The 22164-nt window shown below is 64.1% G+C and carries 17 protein-coding genes and 1 riboswitch; of the genes, 6 read left to right on the top strand and 11 right to left on the bottom strand.

Going from position 1 to position 22164, the window contains the following annotated elements; all coding sequences use genetic code 11:
• Nucleotides 1-41: 41 nt before the first annotated feature.
• The 8 genes from JS533_RS06040 to JS533_RS06005 form a co-directional block, all read right to left on the bottom strand.
• Entirely contained in the window at nucleotides 42-1859 is a 1818-nt protein-coding gene (locus JS533_RS06040) for an FtsX-like permease family protein (protein WP_241513548.1), read from the bottom strand.
• Nucleotides 1860-2291: 432 nt separating this feature from the next.
• Nucleotides 2292-4853: an ATP-binding cassette domain-containing protein gene (locus tag JS533_RS06035; RefSeq protein WP_420838628.1), complete on the bottom strand. Its 2562-nt coding sequence runs from the start codon at nucleotides 4851-4853 to the stop codon at nucleotides 2292-2294.
• Between the two features lie 210 nt (nucleotides 4854-5063).
• Nucleotides 5064-5663 carry an ECF transporter S component gene (locus JS533_RS06030; protein WP_241513546.1) on the bottom strand — a complete coding sequence of 200 codons (600 nt, stop codon included), beginning with the start codon at nucleotides 5661-5663 and terminating at the stop codon, nucleotides 5064-5066.
• Between the two features lie 50 nt (nucleotides 5664-5713).
• A riboswitch (TPP riboswitch) is annotated at nucleotides 5714-5836 on the bottom strand.
• Between the two features lie 110 nt (nucleotides 5837-5946).
• Nucleotides 5947-7032, bottom strand: a complete 1086-nt coding sequence (locus tag JS533_RS06025; protein ID WP_241513545.1) for a hypothetical protein — start codon at nucleotides 7030-7032, stop codon at nucleotides 5947-5949.
• Nucleotides 7029-7685 carry an ABC transporter ATP-binding protein gene (locus JS533_RS06020; protein ID WP_241513544.1) on the bottom strand — a complete coding sequence of 219 codons (657 nt, stop codon included), beginning with the start codon at nucleotides 7683-7685 and terminating at the stop codon, nucleotides 7029-7031. The genes JS533_RS06025 and JS533_RS06020 overlap by 4 nt, the downstream gene beginning before the upstream one ends.
• Nucleotides 7682-8755, bottom strand: a complete 1074-nt coding sequence (locus JS533_RS06015; protein ID WP_241513543.1) for a hypothetical protein — start codon at nucleotides 8753-8755, stop codon at nucleotides 7682-7684. Before JS533_RS06015 ends, JS533_RS06020 begins: the two co-directional genes overlap by 4 nt.
• A 451-nt stretch (nucleotides 8756-9206) precedes the next feature.
• A complete protein-coding gene (locus JS533_RS06010) occupies nucleotides 9207-9962 on the bottom strand; it encodes a hypothetical protein (protein WP_241513542.1) in 756 nt (251 codons plus the stop codon).
• A 358-nt stretch (nucleotides 9963-10320) separates the two neighbouring features.
• Nucleotides 10321-11061, bottom strand: coding sequence for a hypothetical protein (locus tag JS533_RS06005; RefSeq protein ID WP_241513541.1), 741 nt, complete (start codon nucleotides 11059-11061; stop codon nucleotides 10321-10323).
• 590 nt (nucleotides 11062-11651) lie between these two features.
• Here JS533_RS06005 and JS533_RS06000 point away from each other — a divergent pair.
• Nucleotides 11652-12902, top strand: coding sequence for a sensor histidine kinase (locus JS533_RS06000; protein WP_241513540.1), 1251 nt, complete (start codon nucleotides 11652-11654; stop codon nucleotides 12900-12902).
• Nucleotides 12903-12910: 8 nt separating this feature from the next.
• The gene (locus JS533_RS05995) at nucleotides 12911-13561 is read left to right on the top strand and encodes a response regulator transcription factor (protein ID WP_241513539.1); all 651 of its coding nucleotides are present in this window, start codon (nucleotides 12911-12913) and stop codon (nucleotides 13559-13561) included.
• A gap of 40 nt (nucleotides 13562-13601) precedes the next feature.
• Here JS533_RS05995 and JS533_RS05990 read toward each other — a convergent pair whose 3' ends face one another.
• Complete coding sequence (locus JS533_RS05990) at nucleotides 13602-14969, bottom strand: dipeptidase (RefSeq protein ID WP_241513538.1); 1368 nt, start codon at nucleotides 14967-14969, stop codon at nucleotides 13602-13604.
• Nucleotides 14970-15078: 109 nt separating this feature from the next.
• On the opposite strand from JS533_RS05990, the gene JS533_RS05985 reads away from it, so the two are divergent.
• The 4 genes from JS533_RS05985 (at nucleotide 15079) to glnA (ending at nucleotide 19967) form a co-directional block, all read left to right on the top strand.
• Entirely contained in the window at nucleotides 15079-15690 is a 612-nt protein-coding gene (locus JS533_RS05985; RefSeq protein WP_241513537.1) for a DUF3043 domain-containing protein, read from the top strand.
• 92 nt (nucleotides 15691-15782) lie between these two features.
• Nucleotides 15783-17321, top strand: a complete 1539-nt coding sequence (locus JS533_RS05980) for an FAD-dependent oxidoreductase (protein ID WP_241513536.1) — start codon at nucleotides 15783-15785, stop codon at nucleotides 17319-17321.
• 73 nt (nucleotides 17322-17394) lie between these two features.
• Nucleotides 17395-18210 (top strand): DUF4191 domain-containing protein, encoded by an 816-nt coding sequence (locus JS533_RS05975; RefSeq protein ID WP_241513535.1) that lies wholly within the window; start codon nucleotides 17395-17397, stop codon nucleotides 18208-18210.
• 320 nt (nucleotides 18211-18530) lie between these two features.
• Nucleotides 18531-19967, top strand: a complete 1437-nt coding sequence (glnA, locus tag JS533_RS05970; protein ID WP_163229209.1) for a type I glutamate--ammonia ligase — start codon at nucleotides 18531-18533, stop codon at nucleotides 19965-19967.
• Between the two features lie 127 nt (nucleotides 19968-20094).
• Here glnA and JS533_RS05965 read toward each other — a convergent pair whose 3' ends face one another.
• Entirely contained in the window at nucleotides 20095-20310 is a 216-nt protein-coding gene (locus tag JS533_RS05965; RefSeq protein WP_241513534.1) for a helix-turn-helix transcriptional regulator, read from the bottom strand.
• Nucleotides 20307-21497: a hypothetical protein gene (locus tag JS533_RS05960; RefSeq protein WP_241513533.1), complete on the bottom strand. Its 1191-nt coding sequence runs from the start codon at nucleotides 21495-21497 to the stop codon at nucleotides 20307-20309. Before JS533_RS05960 ends, JS533_RS05965 begins: the two co-directional genes overlap by 4 nt.
• Between the last annotated feature and the right edge of the window lie 667 nt (nucleotides 21498-22164).

Here is a 22164-nt window from a genome sequence, read left to right as displayed (position 1 = left end):
CGGTTCCTTTACTGAATGCAGAACGCAGGTGCGGGATGGGATCACGAACGATCGGCGAGGATCTGCAGCGGCTCGTAGCGCATGACGAACACGACGGCGACGAGCGCGGCGACGAGCGTCAGTCCAAGGCCGATGGCGAGCAACTGGCCGACGATCTTGAGGTTGACGGTCGCGTTGACGTTGGAGACGTAGCTGACGGCCTGTCCCATCATGCCGCCGGGGCCGTTCTGCCGGCCGGCGTTCGTGTTGGTCGTGTTGGACGAGGACGACGAGTCGCTGGACGACGAGGACGAATCGGACGAGCTGGACGAATCGGACGACGACGAGTCAGAAGCAGAGTCGGAGGACGACGATCCCGGCGCGCCCGGCCCCTGCATGTCGCGGCCGAACTGCGCGTTCTGGCTGGACGCCTGCGACTCCTGCTGCGCGACCTGTGCGGCGAGCAGCTGGTTGGAGACCGGCACGGAGGCGATCGCGCCGCCCGCCGCGCCCAGCGCGAGGCCGATCATCGTGACGACGAGCAGCTCGAACGTGAACTGCGCGGCCACCTTGACCTTCTTGACGCCGATGGCCGTGAGCACGCCCACCTCGTACTTGCGTTCGCGCACGTTGAACAGGGTGATGACCACGAGTACCACCGCGCCGACGCCGAGCACGATGAGCAGCAGGGTGAGCGCGAACTGGGCAAGGTTGTTGAGCGGCACGAGGCTGGACTCGTACTGTTCGACGTCCGCGGAGGAGACGGTGTAGTCGTCGCTCAGACCGGCGTCCGCCACGTCGGAGACGAAGGTCTCGTAGTCGTCCTTGCTGGAGAAGACGTACGTGTAGTTGAGCTGCGCGGCCGCGGTTTCGGTGGTGTTGCCGCTCGAGTCGGTCGTTTCGATCGTCGAGTCGGAGTCGAGGCCGAGGGACTTGAGCGTGGAGACGGACGTGTAGATCGCGTTGGCCGGGTCGGACGCGGTGGAATTCATCGGGCCGCCCATCTGATTGGACGATTCGGTGCTGTTCTCGTAGATGCCGACGATGGTGAGCTTGTACGTGGTGTCGCTGTCGGACGCGTTCTCGACGGTGATCGTGTCGCCGACGGACAGGTTGTTGAAATCGGCGAGTTCCTTGGAGATGATCACATCGCCGTCGGAGTCGGAGTCGTAGCCGAACACCTCGCCGTCGCTCATCGTGAACGTGCCGTTCTCGGCGTTGGCGACTGCCTCGTCGGAGGAGAAGCCGACGAGCGAGAAGTCGCCGGTGGTCATGGTCATGCCGCCCATGCCGCCGCCCTGGCCGCCGCCGGGCTGCTGCTGGCCGTCGCCGGAGCCGTTCGCGTCGGACTTGGACGAGTCGGACGAGCTGGAGCCGGAGCTGGACGACGACGAATCAGAGGAAGAAGAGGACGAGGACGAGCTGGACGTCGAGTCCTCGACCGGCTGGAAGTCGTCGGTCGCGGCCAGCGACGCGGTTTCCGTGTAATACGTGGACTTGACCGCGCTGGACGCCTTGGCGTACTTCTGGTAGTCGGCGAGCGTGAGCTGCTTGTCGCTCATCGCCTCGCGCATGGCGTCGAAGTCCGGCGCGGAGTCGGACGACGAGCTGGACGAATCGGAGGAGTCCGAAGAAGAATCAGAAGAATCGGACGAGGACGACGAGTTGCGCAGTTCGCTGATCGCCTTGCTGCGGTCGAAGCTGATCTGCGCGGTGATGGTCGTGTTCTCGAGTCCGGTCTCGCGCGCGGTCACGGCCGCCTGCCGTATCGCGAGGCCGATGGTGGCCGCCGCCGCGATGATCGCGACGATGATGGCGATGAGGATGTTGCGCCCCTTGTTGCGTATGACGTTTCGCCATGCGTTCTTGACTACGAACATGATGGTCCTTTGGTCGGTATGCCTGTGGTTTCAACCGGACCGAACTTGGGCGGTCCGTCTACTGTGCCATGAAACCGCCGTAGCGTGGCAAACCGCTGGAACGGGCCTGTGCCGACTCTGGCCGTCCCGTTCCAGTTCCTTGACCGTTTCCTGAACGTTGTCTGAGCGCGTCTCCTCACAAGTTGGTGCGCATAAGTTGTCCGCCCAGTTCCGGAATCGTGCTTCGCGCGATGCTGTGCTGTCAGCTGTCTTCGGCCGCGCGGCAGCTTTGCATAGTGAAACCAACAAGCAACCGAAGTAGCCGACGACAGCAAGAAGCTGGCGGAGCCTCGGCCCCCCTCACTGAGGGGGCTGTCGAGCGCAGCTCGACTGGGGGAGCTCCGCGGCCAACGGCCGCCAACAAACAGCATCGCGCGCAGCGCGATTCCGATATCAGTTGCCGCCGAGGAACGCGAAGGTGCCGGCGAACCCGGCGCATACGAGCGCCACGACCGGGATGGCGAGGCACACGGCCATGAACACCCAGTCGCGCACATGCGTCTCGCTCACGCGCGCGTGGCTGCGCGGTCCGTCGCCGCCGAAGCCGCGCGCCTCCATCGCGGTGGCCAGCGTGGTGGACCGGCGGATGGACAGCACGAGCAGCGCGAACGCCTGCGGGAAGAACGCCTTGAACTTGTTGTCGTCGCCGAGGCCGCGCGAGCGGCGGGAGGCGGTCAGGGCTGACCAGTCGTCCTGCAGCACGGAGAAGAGGCGCATGCCGGCAAGGCCGCCGTAGACGAACCGGTCGGGCAGGCGCAGTTTCTGGCTGAACGCGTCGGCCAGGTCGGTCGCGTCGATGCCGAGCACGGTGATGATGGCCGGGATGCCGATGGCGAGGATGCGGATGGCCGTGGCGATGGCCAGCTGCGAGGAGCGGTCGGTGATGTGGATCATGCCCCACTGCCACCAGGTCGCGCCGCCGGCCTTGCCGTACAGGAGCACGGCGAGCGCCGATCCGGGCGCGCCGATCCACACGGGCCAGGTGGAGCGCACCACGCGCCACGGCGTGAACCCGATGGCCATGAGCGCCACGAATTCCAGTGCGAGCGCCACCGACGCGGACACCCAGTCGAGGCTGAGCAGCATGGGCAGGGCCGTCAGGAACGCGCCGCCCAGACGCACGGCGGGGTTCATGGAGGCGAGCACGCGCGAGCGGCTGGACGGTTTCGGCGGTTCGACGCGTTCGTTGACGGCGCTGACCGGTACCACCTGCGGCGCTCCGTCTTCCGGCGCCTCGGAAGCGATATCAGCAGCCGTCTGCCGCACGCGCCACTCCCCCGCCGTGTCGGCCGGCACGAGTTCGACAAGCCGCGCGCCGAGCGCGGTGACGAGCTCGCGGTCGTGCGTGACGACGATGATGCTCACGCCGTCGCCGCGCAGGCTGTGGATGAGCGTGACGATCTGCATCCACGTGCGCCGGTCCTGTCCGAACGTGGGTTCGTCGAGGATGAGCACGCGAGGAGCCGCGGCCAGCGACGCGGCCACGGTGAGCCGTCGCTTTTCGCCGCCGGAAAGCGTGTACGGGTTCGCCTTCGCGTATTGGATGAGGTTGAACCGGGTGAGCAGCTCGCGCGCGCGTCGTTCCGCCTCGGCCTCGTCGCAGCCGGTGCGCAGCGGTCCGAGCATGACCTCTTCGAGCACGCTGCCGCGCGCGAACTGGTGTTCGGGGTTCTGGAACACGTAGGAGATGCGCGAGGCGAGTTCGGTGGACTTCCAAGCCAGCGGGTCGTCGCCGCTCGCGCCGGCGGCGAGCGCGGCGGACGCCTTCACGCGCCCTCCCACCGGTTCGAGCAGTCCGGCGAGCGTGAGCGACAGCGTGGATTTGCCGGCGCCGTTCATGCCGACGAGCGCGGTGATCTGCCCGGGCCGGAACGCGAGGCCGATGTGTTCGGCGATCGGCCTGCCGTTGCGTCCGATCGCGAGGTCTTCGGTGGACAGCAGCACGTCGCCGCTGCCGGTGCGCGCCGAATACGCGGGTTCGTCGGCGGTGTGGATGCGCGTGATCTCGTCGCCCGGGCGACGGTATTTCGCCGGCACCCAGATGCCGAGTTCGGCGAAGTCGAGGTCGGGGTTGCGGAACACGTCGTCGGGCGTGCCGTCGGCGACGATCACGGTACGGCGGAAGCCGCTGCGGTCGACCTCGTCCTCGTCGCCGGTCTGGGCGACGCGGGCGCGCTGCATGTCGTCGGTTTCGAGTCCGAGCACGACGACGCGGTCGATCATGTCGATCCACGGGCCGGCGCGGTGTTCGACGAGCACCATGGTCGAACGGTAGCGGTCGAGCACGTCGCGCACGGCGCCGACGATCTGCGTGACGCCGTCCGGGTCGAGGTTCGCGGTCGGCTCGTCGAGCAGCAGCACGCCGGGGCGCATGGCGAGCGCGCCGGCGAGCGCGAGCCGTTGCATCTGCCCGCCGCTTAAATGCATGGTGGAGCGGTGCAGTTCGACGCCGCCCATGCCGACCGCGGCGAGGCTGTCGTCGACGCGCTTCCAGATCTCGTCGCGCGGCACGTCGAGGTTTTCGGGACCGAACGCGACGTTGTCGCCGAGCCGCTGGAAGATCGCCTGCGCGTCCGGGTCCTGCAGTACGAGGCCGACGCGTCCGCGCGCCTGGTTGACGGGCACGCCGTCGATGAGCACACGTCCTTCGGTCACGCCGCCGTCGGAGTCGAGCTGGCTGGTCGTGCCGTCTTCGGCGGTGACGGTCTGGCTGTCGGCGCCGAGCAGTCCGGCCGCGCCTTCGAGGATCGTGGATTTGCCGATGCCGGACGCGCCGAGCAGCAGCACGCGCTGGCCGGCTTCGACGGTCAGGGTCAGCCCGCGCACCGCGAAGTGCTTGCGCGAGGCGTGACGGTAGCCCCAGCCGTCGAAGGTGAGCGTGGCGTTGTCCGCGACGACGTCGCGCGGGCGCGCGTCCGCGGGTTCCGTGGTGGTGTGCGTGTTCGGTGCGGTGATGTTCGGCACGATGGTCCTCGGTTGGATTGGTGTGCGCCGGCCGCGTACGGCCGGATGCTTGATGGTTCGCCGGTTGCGACGAGCGGTTGTGATGATCGATTGTGATGATATGAAAACGGCCGTCCGCGCGCCCGGATGCCGATCGAACGGTTCCGGTCGCGCGGGCGGCGCGTCAGTGTCGGGTCATGATGCGGTGATGTCCGGCCGTGTTCAGCCGCGCACTTCGCGGCCCGAGGCGAACTTGTCGAGCGCGCCGGTCTTGGCGATGGCGATGTACAGGTACCACATGAGCACGCCGGCGATCACGAGGCCGGACAGCGCGGTGGAGACGAGGTACATGATGCCGTAGGGGCCGGTCAGGTCGATGGCCTGCAGGTTGCTGAAGAAGCTGTAGCCCCAGCAGCCGACGCCGGCGAGCGCGCCGGAGAGGATGGTGATGCCCAGGTTCCACACCTTGTAGGCCACGAACACGAAGGCGAGTTCGGCGAACAGGCCCTGCACGAGGGCGATGGCGAACGTGGACAGGCCGCCCCACTGGTTGCCCATGAGCGCCTCGAGCACGCCGGCGACGACCTCCGCGTAGATGGCGGCGCCGGGCTTGCGCACGATGATCGCGGCAAGCGGCGCGGCGAACAGCCACAGGCCGTTGAGCAGGCCGGCCAGGCCCGGGATGATGGCGTCGAGCGCGGCCCACGGCGCGTTGATGACGAGCGCGACGATCCAGTAGATGAACGCGCTGGCCACGCCGATCACGGACGCGACGGCGATGTCGACGACACGCCACTTGAAGTTTACGGTTGCAGCAGTCATGATGTGCCTTTCTCTCTTTCGCGCGCCGCTGTTCGGCACGTCTTCAAGGCACGGGAGGAAGAGCGACGTCCGTGCGCCGGCATTATCCGGATTCACGTTCAATCGGTCGGGGAAGCACCCCTCTCAGCCCCGGCTTGCGCAAAGCGACAGCCGCGGCCCCCGTGTCAACGCTCCCGAGCATAGACCATGCGCCGGGCTTTGTCCATCATTCCGGCCGAAACGCGTCCGTTCGGCGAGAACGGCCGGGACACGGCAACAATCGCATGCCGTCGCGGACCGTCCGTCACCGGTGCTTGAAGAAGCGGAACAGCTGCGATTCGCGGATCGTCAGCCCCGACAGCATGGCCGCGACCATCACGCCGGCGAACAGCGCGGCCGGCGTGCGCAGCGCGGCGACGAGCACGGCCATCGGATCGGACTGCGACATGCGCACGCAGTACGCGACGAGCAGGCCGGCACCGGCCGCGCTCGCCGATCCGCCCCATATCAGCGTTTCGATCGCGATGCCGAGCAATTGCGCGCCTTTGGTCTGGCCGGAGTGCAGCGCGCCCGCGTATTCGAGCCGTCGCCGGCGCACGGAGACGATGCCGAGCAGGAGTCCGACGGCGAGCGCTGCGAGCGGCGTCCATCGGGTCATGCGGTTCAGGTAGCCGGCCTGCGCGTCGTAATGCGAGTCGAAGCCTTTGTTGACGGCCATCACGCCGGCCGGGTTCTGTCCGTCCGCGGCGACGACGGTGGAGTACAGGAGCGTTTCGGTCTGGTCGCTGGCGGGCCATTGCCGGGCCCAGCATTCGGTGAACGTGCCGTCGGTGGCGGAGACGGGCACGAGGATCGCGTATACGAAGCGCGTGTCGCGTCCGTCGTTGGGCCAGTCGAATACGCCGGCGACGGTGGCGGTGCCGTGGTCGGTGGCGAACGGGCCGCCTACGGCGAGGCCGAAGTCGTGCGCCACGTCGCTGGACACCCAGATGCCGGACGCGTCGGGCCGCGTGCGTCCGGTGGCGTCGGCGGCGGCGAGCAGGTCGATCATGCCGGGTGTGATCTGGTAGGAGGTGATGTCCTTGCCGGGCGTGGAGACGGGCGTGAGCGGGTCGCCGATGCGCATGGCCCCGGCCATGCTTGGTCCGTCGTCGATGCCGGCGAGCCGGTCGCACACGCTGCCGTCGATCGCGGTGCCCATGATGGTGGTCGTGTCGGCGAGCGCGGTGATGCGCGTGGTCGCCTCGCGTTCGAGGCCGATCACGGAGGCCGCCTCGTAGCCGCCGAGCAGCGTGCCGGCGAGCAGTACGGCGAGGAACATGACGACGGCGTGCGCGGTGCCGGAGCCGATGTTGCGCAGCGCTTCGGAGATGACCGATCCGAGTCTCATGGCCGTTCCCCCGTCGTCGCGGCGTCCTCACCTTCGCGCGGCGCGTAGTCGGCGAGGTCGAGCACGCGGCCGCAGGTGTCGCGCGTGTCCGGGTCGTGCGTGGCGATGAGCACGATCATGCCTTGCCCGGCGAGGTTGCCGAGTACATGGCTGACGGAGTGGGCGGTGCGTGTGTCGAGCTGTGCGGTTGGCTCGTCGACGAGCAGCAGGTCGGGCCGGGAGCAGACGGCGCGGGCGAGCATGAGGCGTTGCGCCTCGCCGCCGGACAGGTCGGAGAACCGGCGATCGGCCGCGTAGCCGAGGTCGAACAGGTTCATTGCGTCGAGCGCCTGCGTTTCGGCGTCGCGCCGGCGCATGCCTTTGGCGAGCAGCGGGAAGACGACGTGGTCGAGCGCGGTGCGGTTGGCCACCCCGTACGGGTTTTGGAACACCCAGCCGATGCGGCGTATGCCGATGCGTTCGACGCTGCCGTGATACGGTTTCTCCCAGCCGGCGAGGATGGACAGCAGCGTGGATTTGCCGCAGCCGCTCGGCCCGCATACGGCGATGGTCTGTCCGGGTTCGGCGGCGAAGTCGAGATGCTCGAACAATACGTCAGTGCCGGGGAACCGGTGGGCCAGATCGTGCGTGACGACGCATGCGGGGGCCGTCATCGGCATTGCCTTCCGGAAAGGCCCTTGCCGAGCATGACGCCGGTGATGGCGGAGACGTCCGACCCGTCGGCCGGCTGCACCAGGCTGGCGCCGAGTTCGGAGCCGACGATGGAGACCTTCACATCGGTGCCGTCCGTGGTGGCGATGCAGCCTTGCGTGCCGTCGGCGCCGAATACCGCTGCGGCGGGCACGCGCAGGACCTGTATGGGTTCGCCGAGCGTGACGGTTGCGCCGATGCCGGCGGCGAGCGTGCCGGCGTCCATGCTGCGGTAGTCGTCGGTCGCGGCGACCTGGTCGCAGAATGCGGCGTCGGTGATGCTGGTCTGTCCGGCCGGCAGCGTGGTGCTTTGGCCGAGGATGGTGATGGTGCGGTCCTGTTCGGAAGGTTGCCCGTTTTTGATGGCGAGCTGTGTGAGCGTGCCGGGGATCTGGCCGACGGACGCGCCGGCCTGCACACTGGTGCCTTCGATGGCGGTCCATGAGCCGACGCGTACGGATGCGGCGGGGATCCAGAGGATGTCGGAGAGGCTGAGCGTGCCGTCGGAGTTGTTGCCGTTGTCGTTCATGAGCTGGCGCAGGCCGTCGGAGGTGGCCCACCAGAAGATGTTCGAGCCGGGCACGGAGTTGTAGCCGAGCCGGTTGAGTTCGTCGTTGAGGGCGAGCACGTCGTCGCCCCGGTCGCCGGTGGCGAGGTTGCGGTAGAGCGGGGTGGAGGTGTTGAGCGCGACGATGTAGCGGTCGTTGACTTTCATGGCGGTGCGCCCGGAGGTCAGGCCGTCGCCCGACCAGTCGCCGGTGACGGTGCCGGTGGCGTTGCCGATCAGGTCGCGCGTGGCGGAGATGGTGGGGACGACGGTGACCTGTTGGGAGCCGGCGTACTGCTGCACGTTGACCGGCGCGCTGGTCACCTCCTTGGCCGCGCCGAGCAGTTCGGGGGGCCGGTCGGGCATCCATAGCGCGCATGCGCCCACCGCTCCGGACGCCGCCACGATGACGGCGAGCAGCAGCCACGCGAGTGCCGCGCTCCCCCTGCGCCGGACGCCCTGGTCTTTCCCTGACTTGCCCTTCATACGGAACCACCTTCGGTCTTCCCCGCAACTTGCTACTGACAACGGTTGCATAATATGGTCGTAATGTCAAATCACCATATAAGCGTGTTGCGCATACGACAATACCGATGCATCGCTGGTTTATTTCACATCCATATCATGCCGCTTCCCCATCGACTGCCATGAAAATATCCGAATCATATTGCGGAACATGCGTATCATATATTATCCAAAGGGATGTTCGATCATGCTTTCCGGATCGTCGTCAAATACGGTCAAAGCGTTGTTCGCGGCCTCGCAGCCTCATAATCCGATATCGGGATACTGCCAGCATCATCAGAAGCACATCCAGGTACACAACAAAACACCACGCATGGGAATGCAACTTCCACAATCCGACAAAACCTGCCCATTATCCCGATCCTTTCTCACACCGGCACCGAGCGAACCTTGCTCAACGATTCCCGCAACATCAGCCGAATGGGTGCATGACCGTATCCGATCCGTACATGCCATCCACGCTGGAATGGTTAGAGGCAAGACATCCCGCCGCCTCCGGATCGGAAACGTCGAAACCGTAGTCGCCTTTGTCCTCATCCTCCTGGAACCTGGCCGCGGTGTAATCCTTGGACACCACTTCGGCACGCCGAAGACAGTCCGCAACGGCCTCGTACCGGTTGCCGTACAGCGACGGGTTCGCCGTCTGAAGCCGATAGATGCCGTCCACGTCGACGACGTTCTCAAACATGCAGTCGGCTTTATCCTCACGCCATTTATCCAACATCTGCGAAGTCACCTTGACATCGCTCGGCCCAACATTCGCCATACGATACACGCCATTGGGATACTTGATCAGCAGAACCTCCTTGTACCCCAAGTCATACAGGCACTGCTTCACGTTCGACCACGCCTTCTCATAATCCACATCGGACACCCTGCCGGTCTCCTTCGCACGCTCCAGCGCCTCACGCTGAAAAGCGTCATACGATGAATCATTCCGGCTCAGCTTCAGCAGCCGATCGATCTGGGCTTCAAGCGACGACGCGATCCTCTCGCTCTGAACCCCTTCCTCATCATCGGCCTCGGTTTCAACCTGTTTCACGCCGGACGTACATCCGGCAAGCGACATCGCGAGACAGACCGATGCAACGCAGCAGAAAACACGTTTCAACCACAGCGGACCTCTGGCCGGCCACTTACCTGAATACACGTCCGACATGTCGATCATCTCCTGCTGATATAAGCAAAATCACCGGCAAGAATGTAAGCATTCCCACTCTTACGAGCCGAACATCCTTCACAGGCCTGAGCAAAATCTTCGTCAAAGTTGGACTCGCTATCTTGCCGGACGTAACAATACGTTCCTGTAGAAACTATTCACCAATGAATGCACCTTCTGACCATATGGGTCTCCAGTTATTTAATTATAAACCAACCCAAAAAAACATACAATCGCAACACACTACCCATTTTGTGAACTTTTTCAGCAATACTCAGCACCGCTTGCGGGATTTATCCATCTCCAGACACCTTGTTTTACATCCTTGAACGTTCATAGAAGGTTCGAGACCAAATCAATGGTCATATCAACCAAGGGGACGCCATGTCGCATCACTGCCATTATCACCCACTGAACTTCGACCATTGGCCGCGAGGCATCCACGCACGCCGGCATCAGAGAAATCAAGCTCGGTTTTTTCTCCTTGCCATTGTCTCTCAAAATCGTCTCGATATTGTGCGAGATCATACGCGGAATCGACAAGATGCTCACGGTGCAGACAGTCCACTACAGCCGCATCGCCATCCTGCAGCAAGGAAACATTGCCTATCTGCCACCCGTACACCGTTGCGACATCCCTTGTATACAAGTTGGTGCATTCCATAAGGTCACCATCCAGCCGCTTTACCTGAGCTTCGGAAAGATCCGTCGCATCATATCCCGTATGATCGATGATGCCGTTGCGGAAACGCAACAGCGGAGGTTCGGACCAGCCTCTGTCCACAAGGCAGTTCTTATAATCTGCCCACGATTGTTCATAATCGGATCTTGATATTTCACCCGAATCACGAGCTCGTTCAAGTATCCGACGCTGTGAATCGGATATTTTCATCGAAGCGGAAGCGGAGTCATCACTATCCAATAGTATATCGATATATTCGCTCATGGATGAAGCGATCTTCTCGCCGCCCGACGCCTCCGAAGACGACGCATCCTGATTTACGTGCGTGGTCCCATGCGAACAGGCCGCCAATCCGGCAAATATAATAACAGTCAATATCACAGTGTTCAAAACCCTTGAACACGCCACCGATGCGTTCTTCCACATGAGACCACCCCTCACTACAAGGTGTAATACTCTACAAAATCGTAATGAGTACCGGTACCCGTGCCATATGCCTGAGAAAGACAATCAGCTTTTTCGGATGCCTGATGCCATTCGACATGTGTCCCATCCTGCACTTATGGTTGCGGCGATACATGGCTTGATCATAGAGCGAACGGTCACGTTCATGATTTTCTCGATTCTCTGTTGAATATCGGAAATTCGAATAGAAAATTATTCATCGATGAATTTATCTTTGACTTTGTGAGTCTCCAATAATTAATTATAAACCAACCCAAAAAACATACAATCGCAACACACTACCCATTTTGTGAACTTTTTTCGAAATCTTCCCATTTTGTGAAGTTTTTCAATGATCCGGAACATGTCCACATGAACGTTACGATGGTAGTCAACGGTTTTCCGCACAATAGAGGAGCTGGGATGAAGATCATAGCCTCACTGCTAACGGTTGCACTATGGTGCGCTCCGATCCCTGACGCACTCCGCTCCGGAACGACGGCCGCGACGGAGCCGCAGTACGCCTCGGCCGCGGTCATCCACTGTCCGCCGATCCTGAAATGGCTGTGCCGATGAGAGACCCGAGCGATGACGACGCCGTCGCATCCGCGTCCACGCCCGCGGCGACTCACGTGCGGCCGACACTGCGCCAACTGTCGGCCGGTCTGCGCACGCCGCGCTACTCCCGTGTCTGTGCGGCGGTCAGCCTTATCATCGCCGCGTTCACGGTGTGGGACTTCTTCATCGAAGTCCCCGAAAGCGCGTTCGCAGCCTGCGTCGCCGTCGTGCTCGTCGCATGCATCCTACTCGCCGCCGCGTTCCCCGTGCCGTGCGGCATCCTGCTGATCGTCATGGACCCGATCATCGTGGCCACGTTCAGCACCCCCACGTCATGGGACTTCTACGGCATGATGATGGCCATCGCCCTGCTCGCCTACCATTCCACCGACCGCGCCACCATCGGCATCGTCGCCGCATGTTCCGCGCTGCTGCTGTGCGAGGTGACGTTCGCGCACACGTCGGCGATCGTCGCACGGGAGATAGCCGCCATCATCGCCATGTACGCGCTCATGGCGCTGCTCGGCCGCTCGCTGCGCTGGCGCGAGGACCGGTTCGAGACGAAACGCCTCGCCGAAGCCGCGCAGGCGAAGGCCGCACGTCTGGAGCATGACGCCCGCATCGCACGCAGCATCCACGACGCCGTCTCCGGCGACGTCTCGTTCATCGCGCGCGTCGCGCAGCGGCATCTCGACGGCGACGCGTCCGCCACGCCGCAGGAATGGGCGCAGATCAACGACGCCGCCGTCAGCGCGCTCAACGCGACGCACCGCATCATCAACGCGCTCGACGACGCGCACGAGACGCACGCGGCGGGCCAAGCAGACACCTCGTACTTCCAGCGTCTCGCGCAGATCGTCACGCAGGGCGAACAAAGCCTGCGCACGCTCGGCTTCCACGGAACAAGCACGCTGCACGTCGACGCCGACGCCGCCACACCGTCACGGCGCGACCGCGAGCTCGCCTGCGAACTGGTGCACGAACTGCACAGCAACGTCATCCGCCACGGGCTCGAGAACGGCGACTACCAGCTGTCCGTAAGCGTCGGCGCGGACGGCATGCAGATCATCGCCGTCAACGACATGCGCCCGAACGCCGCGCAGGTCACGCTTCCCGGCGGGCACGGGCTCGACTTCTACCGAGGGCAGGTCCTGCGCCGCGGCGGCAAGTTCAGCGCCGGCATCGACGACGGACAGTGGGAATGCTACGCGTTCCTGCCCGCACGCCCGAACGTGGCGGCGGACACGGGCGACGGCGGACGATAATAGTGGACATGACCAGCATCACTGACGACCGGCGGCCGCTCGTCGCGATTCTTGACAACGACTTCCTCACCATCGACGCCATGCGGCGGATCGTCGCCGAACGTCTGCCGTCCGCACAGGTCACGTGGACCGGCGCGGACGGACGCGACGCGATCGAATACTGCACCGACGCGAGGCCCGCGCCAGCGCTGCTCATCGCCGACATGTCGCTGCAGGGGTTGCAGGGGCCGGAAGTGTGCCGGCGCATCCGCTTGAAAAGCAAAAAGCTCGCCATGCTGGGCATGACGAGCTTCCCGCTCGAACGTTACACGGATGCCATGCACCACGCCGGCGCGCAGGGGCTTGTGTCCAAGGCGCAGCTCAACCAGATCGGCGACGCGATCGAACTGGTGGCCTCCGGCGGCGTGATGCCCGGCTTCGACGCGCCCCGAGCGGCGTACATCCGCGTGCGGCACGAGGCGGACAACCGTATTCCGCTTACGCCGCGCGAGCAGGAGGTCGCCGACCTGTGCGCCGAGGGCATGCTCAACGACGAGATCGCCGAACGGCTCGGCATGACCGAGGGCACCGTGCGCAAGCACCTGCAGCACGTGATGGACAAGCTCGGCTACAAGAGCGCCCGCCAGATCGCCGCCATGTACGGGCGCTACGTCGATTAGCGTCCCGTCGACCATCCGACGGCCGACGGGACGCAGGGCGCTACCGGCCGAGCTTGGCGAGCAGCAGCGCCTCGGTGATCACGTTGTCGCGCAGGCCGGGCAGCGAGATGGACTCGTTCGGGCTGTGCGCGTTGGCCTTCGGATCCTCCGGGCCGGTCACCAGCACCTGCGCGTCGGGGAAGATGCGCTGCAGTTCGGGGATGAATGGGATGGAGCCGCCCTGGCCCTGGTTGATCGGGGCGACGCCGAACGCCTCCTCCATCGCCTCGAGCGCGTCCTTGGTGGCCTCCGCGTTCGGATCCATCGCCCAGCCCATGCCGTTGTCGCCGGGCTCGACCGTCACCTCGGCGCCGAACGGGGCGTGCGCGCGCAGGAAGTCGGCGAGCGCGGCCTGCGCCTCCTCCGGACGCTGGCTCGGTGCGGTGCGCAGGGACAGGCGGAAGCGCGCGGCCGGGCTGATCACGTTGAACGAGCCGTCGACCGGGTGCGCGTCGAAGCCGATCACGGTCAGGCTCGGCTTGGTCCACAGTCGTGCGGCGAGCGAGCCGGTGCCGGCGAGACGGTAGCCGTCGACGATGCCCGCGTCGGCGCGCACGCCGGCCTCGTCGACGTCTCGCTGGAGTCCGCCGACCGGCTCGTCCGCGGCGATGCCGGGCACGGCGATGTCGCCGTTGCCGTCGTAGAGCGAGGCGATGAGCATCGCGGCGAGCGTGTTCGCGTCGAGGATCGGGCCGCCGTACTGGCCGGAGTGCACCGGATGCGTGAGCGCGCGCACGGTCACGTCGACGGTCGTGTTGCCGCGCAGCGACGTGGTCAGGGACGGGATGTCGGCCGCCCAGTTGCCCGAGTCGGCGACGACGATCACGTCGGACTCGAATTCGGCAGCATGCTCCTCGATGAACGGGATGAAGCTGGGCGAGCCCATCTCCTCCTCGCCTTCGATGAACACCTTGATATTGACCTTGAGGTCGTCGCCCAGCGCCTTGAGCGCGCCGGAGTGGATGGCGATGCCGCCGCCGTCGTCGGCCGAGCCGCGGCCGTACAGACGGTCGCCCACGGTGGTGGCGACGAACGGGTCGGTGTCCCATTCGGCCGGGTCCGGCACGGGTTGGACGTCGTGGTGCGCGTACAGCAGCACGGTGGGCGCGTTCGGGTCGACGATGCGCGAGCCGATGACCTCCCACGCTCCCGGCGTGCCGTCCGGGTTGTGCGACTGGACGACCTTCGCGTCCACGCCGACCTTGCTGAGCTCCTCGGCCACGAATTCGGCCGAGCGCCTCATATGCTCGCCGGTGATGCCCTCGGCCGAGACGGATCTGAGCGCGACCTTGCGGCTGAGCAGTTCGACGATGCGGTTCCAATCGCCCTCGACGCGGGCGCGGATCTCGCTGGCGGTAAGTGCTGCCATGATGCTCCTTCGTATGTTTCGTACGGTTTCCGCAAGCCATTCTAACGGCTTGCTGCGGCGGGTTGCGCGGCCGCGCGCGCGTCTATGCGTGCCCGTAGTGTGGGCAGACATGACATGGAATCCGTTCAAGAAGGAAGAGGCCCAGCAGCCGGTCAAGGAAGCCACGGCGTCCAAGCCGGCGAGGGGCGAGAAGAAGGGCCGTCCCACCCCGAAGATGAAGCAGGCGCAGAACCAGAACCTGCGTCCGCTGGTGCCGGCCGACCGCAAGGCCAGCGCCAAGGAGGCGAAGGCCCGTCTGCGCGCCAAGGAGGACGCCGAATACGAGGCGATGCAGACCGGCGACATCAACCACATGCCGAAGGCGGAGCGTCTGCCGTGGCGCGTGTACATCCGCGATTATGTGGACGCCCGCTTCAATCTCGGCGAGTTCTTCATTCCGGTCGCGATCGTGATTCTGTTCGGTTCGATGATCGTCACCACCGTCTACCCGCAGCTGTCGCTGCCGCTCATGATCCTCATGTACGTGTACCTGTTCGCGGTGATCATCGACGTGTGGCTCATGTGGCGCAAGCTCAAGGCCAAGCTCATCGAAAAGTACGGCGAGAAGTCCGTGGCCAAGGGCATGCGCTCCGGCACGTACGCGTGGAGCCGCGCGATCCAGGTGCGCCGCTGGAGGCTCCCGAAGCCGCGCTATCCCAAGCGTGGTCATTTCCCCGAGTGATCGTCCATGGCTCCCCGCACGGGGAGCCGTTTTCATATGCGCATCCCGTCGGCCCCGGCACAGGGTGCGGGAACAACGGCAAGGAGGCAACCATGGAACAGCATGAGGAACAATACGACATCGCCATCGTCGGCGCGGGCCCCGGCGGCTATTCGACGGCGCTGCGCGCGGCCCAGCTCGGCCGTCGCGTCGCCCTGATCGAACGGGACGCGACGCTCGGCGGCACCTGCCTGAACCGCGGATGCATCCCGTCCAAGGCGCTCATCACCGCCACGCATGCGATCGACACCGTGCATCGCGTCTCCGAGCTCGGCGTGAACGCCAGCGTCGACGGCATCGACTTCGGACGTCTGCACGACTATCGCCTGCACATCATCGACACGATGACCAAAGGGCTGGCCGGACTGCTCGCGCACCGCGGCGTGACCGTGTATCGCGGCGAGGTCGTCGGCCTGTCCTCCGTCTCCGGCAACGGCTCCCGCGACGACTCCGGCGACGGCCCGCGCCACGCGCTCACCGTGAACGCCTCCCCCGCCGCGGCCGGCGGCCAGGTCGAACGCTACGTCAACGCCGGCGTCGGCGAACCGGTCGGCGCAACCGTTTCGGTCACGGCGCGCGATGTCGTCCTCGCCACCGGCTCGCGACCGCGCCCGCTGCCCGGCGTCCCGTTCCACGCGGCCGTCATCGACTCCACGCATGCGCTCGAAATCAACGAATTCCCGGCCAGCGCCGTCATCATCGGATCCGGCGCGGTCGCGCTCGAATTCGCATCCATGTGGAGTTCCGCCGGCTCGGACGTCACGCTGCTCATCCGCAAGGACCGGGTCCTCTCCGGCTGGGACCGTCGCGCCGGCGTGACGCTGACGCGCGAACTCAAGCGCCACGGCGTCACGATCATCACGCACAGCCACGTCACCGGCATCGACACCGGCGCGAACCTCGGCGCGACCGTGCGCTACACGCGCGACGGCGAGGACGGCGAGAAGACCGTGTGGGGGCAGATCGCGCTCGCCGCGATCGGCCGCGATCCGATCACCGACACCGCATGGATGCGCGACTCCGGCGTCACGCTCGACCGGGCCGGCATGGTCGTCACCGACGAACTATGCCGCACCAACCTGCCCGGCGTGTGGGCCGTGGGCGACATCACCGAAGGCCCGGCGCTCGCGCACCGCGCGTTCGAACAGGGCATCGTCGTGGCCGAGGCGATCGCCGGACTGGATCCGACGCCCGTCGACGACGCGACCGTGCCGCAGGTCGTCTTCTGCGCGCCCGAGGCGGCCAGCGTCGGGTTTACGCTCGACCAGGCGCAGTCGCGCGACGATCTGGAGTCGGTCGGCGAGACCGTGTACCCGATGCTCGGCAACGCGCGCATGCTCATGTCCGGTTCGGCCGGCTCGATGTCGATCGTCTCCGGCGCGTACGCGTCCGATCCGGACGTGCCGGTCGTGCTCGGCGTGCACATCGTCTCGCCGCTCGCCTCCGATCTGATCGCCGAGGCCGAGCAGCTGGTCGGCAACCGCGTGCCGCTGCACGACGCGGCCCGGCTCATCCACCCGCATCCCACGTTCGCCGAAACGCTCGGCGAGGCATTGCTCAAGGCGGACGGGCGCCCGCTGCACACGCGCTGAGCCGCATGGCGGGGCGGCGGTGCTGGTAAGGTGGTGGAATAGTGTGTCCACCCATGAGCAAGTGAGGAATTACATGGCTGAGAAGGCCGAGAAGCCGAAGAAGAAGGGTCTGTTCTCGAACATGGCCACCACCATCGAGCAGATCAGGAAGATCTACAAGTACACGGTCGCCGAGGACAAGAACCTGCCGTGGATGCTTGCCGGCGCCGGCTTCGGCCCGCTGGTCGTGTTCGTGATCCTGGGCATCGCGTTCCGTTGGACGGTCCTGTCGTGGATCCTGCTGGTCATCACCGCGATCATGCTCGGCATGCTGTTCGCCACGATGGTGCTCACCAACCGCGCCGACCGCGTCGGCTACCGGAAGATCGAAGGCCGTCCGGGCGCCGCCGTCAGCGTGCTCGGCAACATCAGCAAGGCCGGCTTCAGCTTCCCCGAACAGCCCGTGTGGATCGACCCGCGCACCAAGGACGCGATCTGGCGCGGCACCGGCTACAACGGCATCTACCTGCTCGGCGAAGGCGACTACAACCGTCTGCAGCGCCCGATGGAACGCCAGGAGCAGAGCATCAAGGGCGTCACCGCCGGCTCGCGCATCCCCGTCTACCGCATCTACGTGGGCACCGGCGAGAAGCAGGTCCGCCTGCAGAACCTGCGCAAGACCATCCTCAAGCAGAAGTCGTACCAGCCCAAGGCCCAGCCGACCGGCTGGTGGGACACCCTGTGGTACAAGATCAAGCCGACCACGCGCTTCATGCTCACCAAGGACGAGCTTGAGACGCTCAACGCACGTCTCAAGACGCTGCAGACCAAGTCCGGCTACGGCGTGCCGAAGGGCATCGATCCGAACCGTCCGCAGCGCGTGAGCCGTCGCGCCATGCGCGGCCGCTGATCGCCGATCGGACACGCATCGGCCGCGACCGGTCCCGCGCAATCGTCGCGGGCAGGTCATCACGGAACCCCGGCAGTCGTACGACGCCGGGGTTCCGTCATATCCAGGCATGTTCCACGCCAAATCTCACCAATCGAACGCTGCCGAACAGCGCCGCTTACCACGGCGTAATCGAAAAATCAAGATATTCCGCCGAATCAAGTCAGGCGGCACCCCGGCGTCGCCGTCACGAAACATACTCGTAACCGAAATGACGAGCGGGCGAAACGCTCGTTTCTAGACTGTAAGCCTGTAAGTTACTTCACGAAAGGAGCGGTCCCGTGACCGAACTCAAGTCCAAGGAAGACGCCGAGGCCCTTATCAACAAGGAAGGCATCGAGTATGTCTCCGTTCGTTTCACCGATCTGATCGGCGTTCAGCAGCACTTCACCGTGCCGGCGAGCGAGTTCCTCAAGGACGCGTTCACCGACGGCATGCCGTTCGACGGTTCCTCCGTCGAGGGCTTCCAGGCCATCAACGAGTCCGATATGAAGCTCGTGCCGGACGTCACGACCGCCTTCGTCGATCCGTTCCGCAAGCACAAGACCCTCGACGTGGCCTTCTCCATCGTCGACCCGCTGACCGACGAGCCGTACTCCCGCGACCCGCGTCAGGTCGCCGGCAAGGCCGAGGCCTACCTGAAGTCCACCGGCATCGCCGACACCGCGTCCTTCGCCCCGGAGGCCGAGTTCTTCATCTTCGACAAGGTCCGCTACGAGAACTCCATGCAGCGCTCCTTCTACGAGGTCGACTCCATCGAGGCCCCGTGGAACACCGGCCTCGACACCGAAGAGGACGGCACCCCGAACATCGCGTTCAAGAACCGCGTCAAGCGCGGCTACTTCCCGGTCCCGCCGATCGACCACACCCAGGATCTGCGCGACGACATGGTCGCCAACCTGCAGAAGGTCGGCCTGATCCTCGAGCGTTCCCACCACGAGGTCGCCGGCGCCGGCCAGCAGGAGATCAACTACCGCTTCAACTCCCTGCAGCACGCGGGCGACGACCTGATGAAGTACAAGTACGTGGTCCACGAGACCGCCGCCCTCGCCGGCAAGGCCGCGACCTTCATGCCGAAGCCGCTCGCTGGCGACAACGGCACCGGCATGCACTGCCACCAGTCCCTGTGGAAGGACGGCAAGCCGCTGTTCTACGATGAGAAGAACTACGGCGGCCTGTCCGACATCGCCCGCTGGTACATCGGCGGCCTGATCAAGCACTCCTCCTCCGTGCTGGCCTTCACCAACCCGTCGCTGAACTCCTACCACCGTCTGGTCCCGGGCTTCGAGGCCCCGGTCAACCTGGTCTACTCGGCCCGCAACCGTTCCGCCGCCATCCGTATCCCGCTGGCCGGCACCTCCCCGGCTGCGAAGCGCATCGAGTTCCGCGCCCCGGATCCGTCCTGCAACCCGTTCCTGGCCTTCTCCGCCCAGCTCATGGCTGGTCTGGACGGCATCCTCAACCACATCGAGCCGCCGGAGCCGGTCGACAAGGACCTCTACGAGCTGCCGCCGGAAGAGCACGCGGGCATCAAGCAGGTCCCGAGCTCCCTGGCCGAGGCCATGGACGCCCTTGAGGCCGACCACGACTTCCTGACCGCCGGCGACGTGTTCACCGACGACCTGATCGAGACGTGGATCGACATCAAGCGCGGCGAGATCGACCAGGCCCGCCTGGCCCCGACCCCGCTCGAGTACGAGCTCTACTTCCACATCTGATCTACAGATGTTAAAAATGGCTTAATTCCGCCCGTTCTTAATGAGCTGGGATACAAATGGGATACTAAGCCGGTAGACGAAATACCCCTTGGCGTGTAACACGCCAAGGGGTATTTCATTCAGCCGATCATGCCCAGTCGGTCGGCAACGCGTTCGTCCAATCCAGCACGTCCTGCCTCCTGAACCGGGCGGTCTGGCTGCCACAATATCGAGGTTGCAGATTTCCGGCTTTTACCTCTGCATAGACTCGCTGGAGCGGAATGCCGGTCATTGCCACGACTTCACGCGCAGTCCACATCAGTTTGTCAGCCACCGGAACGTTCGGAATCGTCTTATCGCTCAAATGGCATCACCGGCCTTGACCGTTGTGACAGCCTTCGCATCGAAGAATTCAGCGATTTCCTCGACCGGCATGCAGCGATTATCCGCCGATCCGACCAGCTCACGCATCCGGCCCGTGGAAGCATCCAACGGGATCACAACGCACCGTGACACCATATCTGCTAGCTCATCAATAGGAGGATCCGGCGTAACGATCACAACAGTATCCCAAGCCGCCCAGCATCCTCTTCCGTACCCTTGCGGAACTTTCATCGGCGACCCTGACATGAGTCGGTATGCAATCCCGTGTTTCGACGAGTCCCATGCCGGTACCACCAGCAACACTGCTTTGGTATCCAATGTGATATGCGGCTGAGCCAGTAGCGTCGTATCCCATTCACCCCAGACCAAGCCGGATGCGTCCATCCAATCGCGCACCACAGATTCCATGACCTCGACGGGAACCTTGTGCGCAGAATGAGAGTACTCGGACGATACCCAGATCACCGTAACGTCTCTCTTATGTGGGCGTTTTGCAGCTCGCGCCGACATGAGCCGCTGCAATGGCAGAACGAAATCCTTGGCGTACAGCGAGAGCGTCGGATCCGCCCATATATCCTCTTCTGACATACCGTCATCAACGGCATGTACCAGTTCCAGCCAGCGCATATCACGCTTGGATAGCTCGGAGGGATCCGCATCCGCCTTCTCGCCCTTACGGGGGTTTGCCATCAGTGGTTCACCGTCATAGACCGGGGCAACAATGGTTTCACCTTTCCCGCTGAAACGACCCTGCTTGTGCAGATAGTCGTGGATGTCGTCAAGGGTTCCTTTGGCCACCTCGATATCGCCCTTGGGCCACAGACGATACACAGTTTCAGCTTTGCCCCCGTTACGTCCGGTGAAGGTGAGCGCGATATGGATATGATCGGTGTGCTCCGCATCCCCTCGCTCGTAGCATACTCCCACTCCGCGGGATTTCCTCAGTTCACCTGAAAGATTACGCGTGCAATGCGCCGCCGCCCATTGCACCACCTGCTCGGGCGTCATGCCTGAACATTCGGGAATCTGTTCAATGGGGTTGTTCTGCGTGATAAACCACGTATGTACCCCTTGTTGATGGCGGAGCCCATTACGGGACTCAATCGCCTGCACGGCCTGCTGCACTTTATCGGCATTGACCATATCAATACTTTCTGCGTGACGCATACCCAGCGCCCCTCGCGCCGGAGACCTATGCGGTCATCGCAGTGTGTGGATATGCGTCACGAGGTAAAGTCCCGTGCAAAAAAGACGAGAATCATTGGAATTCCGCCTTTTCTAGGCCATATACCTAAAAACGAGGTATTCGAACGAACATGAATGCGAATGAGCTCAGTAAAATGTGTTCACAAAAAAGACAGCTACAGCAACGGAAACATTTTCCAGAGGCAAGAAATGCTTGGAATTTCAACGTTCTGAGAACGAAAAATGAAAAATGCAGGAAATGCGGGGTAATATCCGGCTCCTTCGGAGCCGCCCGCATTTCCCAAACGACACGCCAATCCCACATATGCTGAACCCAGCTTCCAGCACTGCAAGAGGGAGGGAGTGGCGCAGCCACGATTGTACGGCTCCAGCCGCGCCAGTAAAATCAGCCACGCCTACGGTCGTGGCTACGCCGCGAGTCCGCTACGCGGACCGTGTCCGATTTGACAGACGCGGCTTCCGCCTAGCCGTTTTCAACGGCCATCCCTCCCAAACAAAAACGGCTCTTCGGGTGTTTGTGTGGGTGTGAATCTTCTGTCTGGCTTACTGCTTATTGGTGTCCGGGGAGTTTGAGGTTGAGTCCGCCGCATTTGAGCATGACCAGGCCGATGAGGTTGTCGAGGTTCCT

Source organism: Bifidobacterium amazonense (assembly GCF_018555435.2).
GTDB lineage: Bacteria > Actinomycetota > Actinomycetes > Actinomycetales > Bifidobacteriaceae > Bifidobacterium > Bifidobacterium amazonense.
Note: the sequence above shows the minus strand (reverse complement) of the source record. Positions and strands in the feature narration are given on the sequence as shown.

Excerpts from the sequence above, each read along its gene's own strand:
- JS533_RS06040 (WP_241513548.1), bottom strand. The coding sequence starts at position 1,859 with ATGTTCGTAGTCAAGAACGCATGGCGAAACGTCATACGCAACAAGGGG.
- JS533_RS06030 (WP_241513546.1), bottom strand. The coding sequence starts at position 5,663 with ATGACTGCTGCAACCGTAAACTTCAAGTGGCGTGTCGTCGACATCGCC.
- JS533_RS06025 (WP_241513545.1), bottom strand. The coding sequence starts at position 7,032 with ATGAGACTCGGATCGGTCATCTCCGAAGCGCTGCGCAACATCGGCTCC.
- JS533_RS06020 (WP_241513544.1), bottom strand. The coding sequence starts at position 7,685 with ATGACGGCCCCCGCATGCGTCGTCACGCACGATCTGGCCCACCGGTTC.
- JS533_RS06015 (WP_241513543.1), bottom strand. The coding sequence starts at position 8,755 with ATGAAGGGCAAGTCAGGGAAAGACCAGGGCGTCCGGCGCAGGGGGAGC.
- JS533_RS06010 (WP_241513542.1), bottom strand. The coding sequence starts at position 9,962 with ATGATCGACATGTCGGACGTGTATTCAGGTAAGTGGCCGGCCAGAGGT.
- JS533_RS06005 (WP_241513541.1), bottom strand. The coding sequence starts at position 11,061 with ATGTGGAAGAACGCATCGGTGGCGTGTTCAAGGGTTTTGAACACTGTG.
- JS533_RS06000 (WP_241513540.1), top strand. The coding sequence starts at position 11,652 with ATGAGAGACCCGAGCGATGACGACGCCGTCGCATCCGCGTCCACGCCC.
- JS533_RS05995 (WP_241513539.1), top strand. The coding sequence starts at position 12,911 with ATGACCAGCATCACTGACGACCGGCGGCCGCTCGTCGCGATTCTTGAC.
- JS533_RS05990 (WP_241513538.1), bottom strand. The coding sequence starts at position 14,969 with ATGGCAGCACTTACCGCCAGCGAGATCCGCGCCCGCGTCGAGGGCGAT.
- JS533_RS05985 (WP_241513537.1), top strand. The coding sequence starts at position 15,079 with ATGACATGGAATCCGTTCAAGAAGGAAGAGGCCCAGCAGCCGGTCAAG.
- JS533_RS05980 (WP_241513536.1), top strand. The coding sequence starts at position 15,783 with ATGGAACAGCATGAGGAACAATACGACATCGCCATCGTCGGCGCGGGC.
- JS533_RS05975 (WP_241513535.1), top strand. The coding sequence starts at position 17,395 with ATGGCTGAGAAGGCCGAGAAGCCGAAGAAGAAGGGTCTGTTCTCGAAC.
- JS533_RS05960 (WP_241513533.1), bottom strand. The coding sequence starts at position 21,497 with ATGCGTCACGCAGAAAGTATTGATATGGTCAATGCCGATAAAGTGCAG.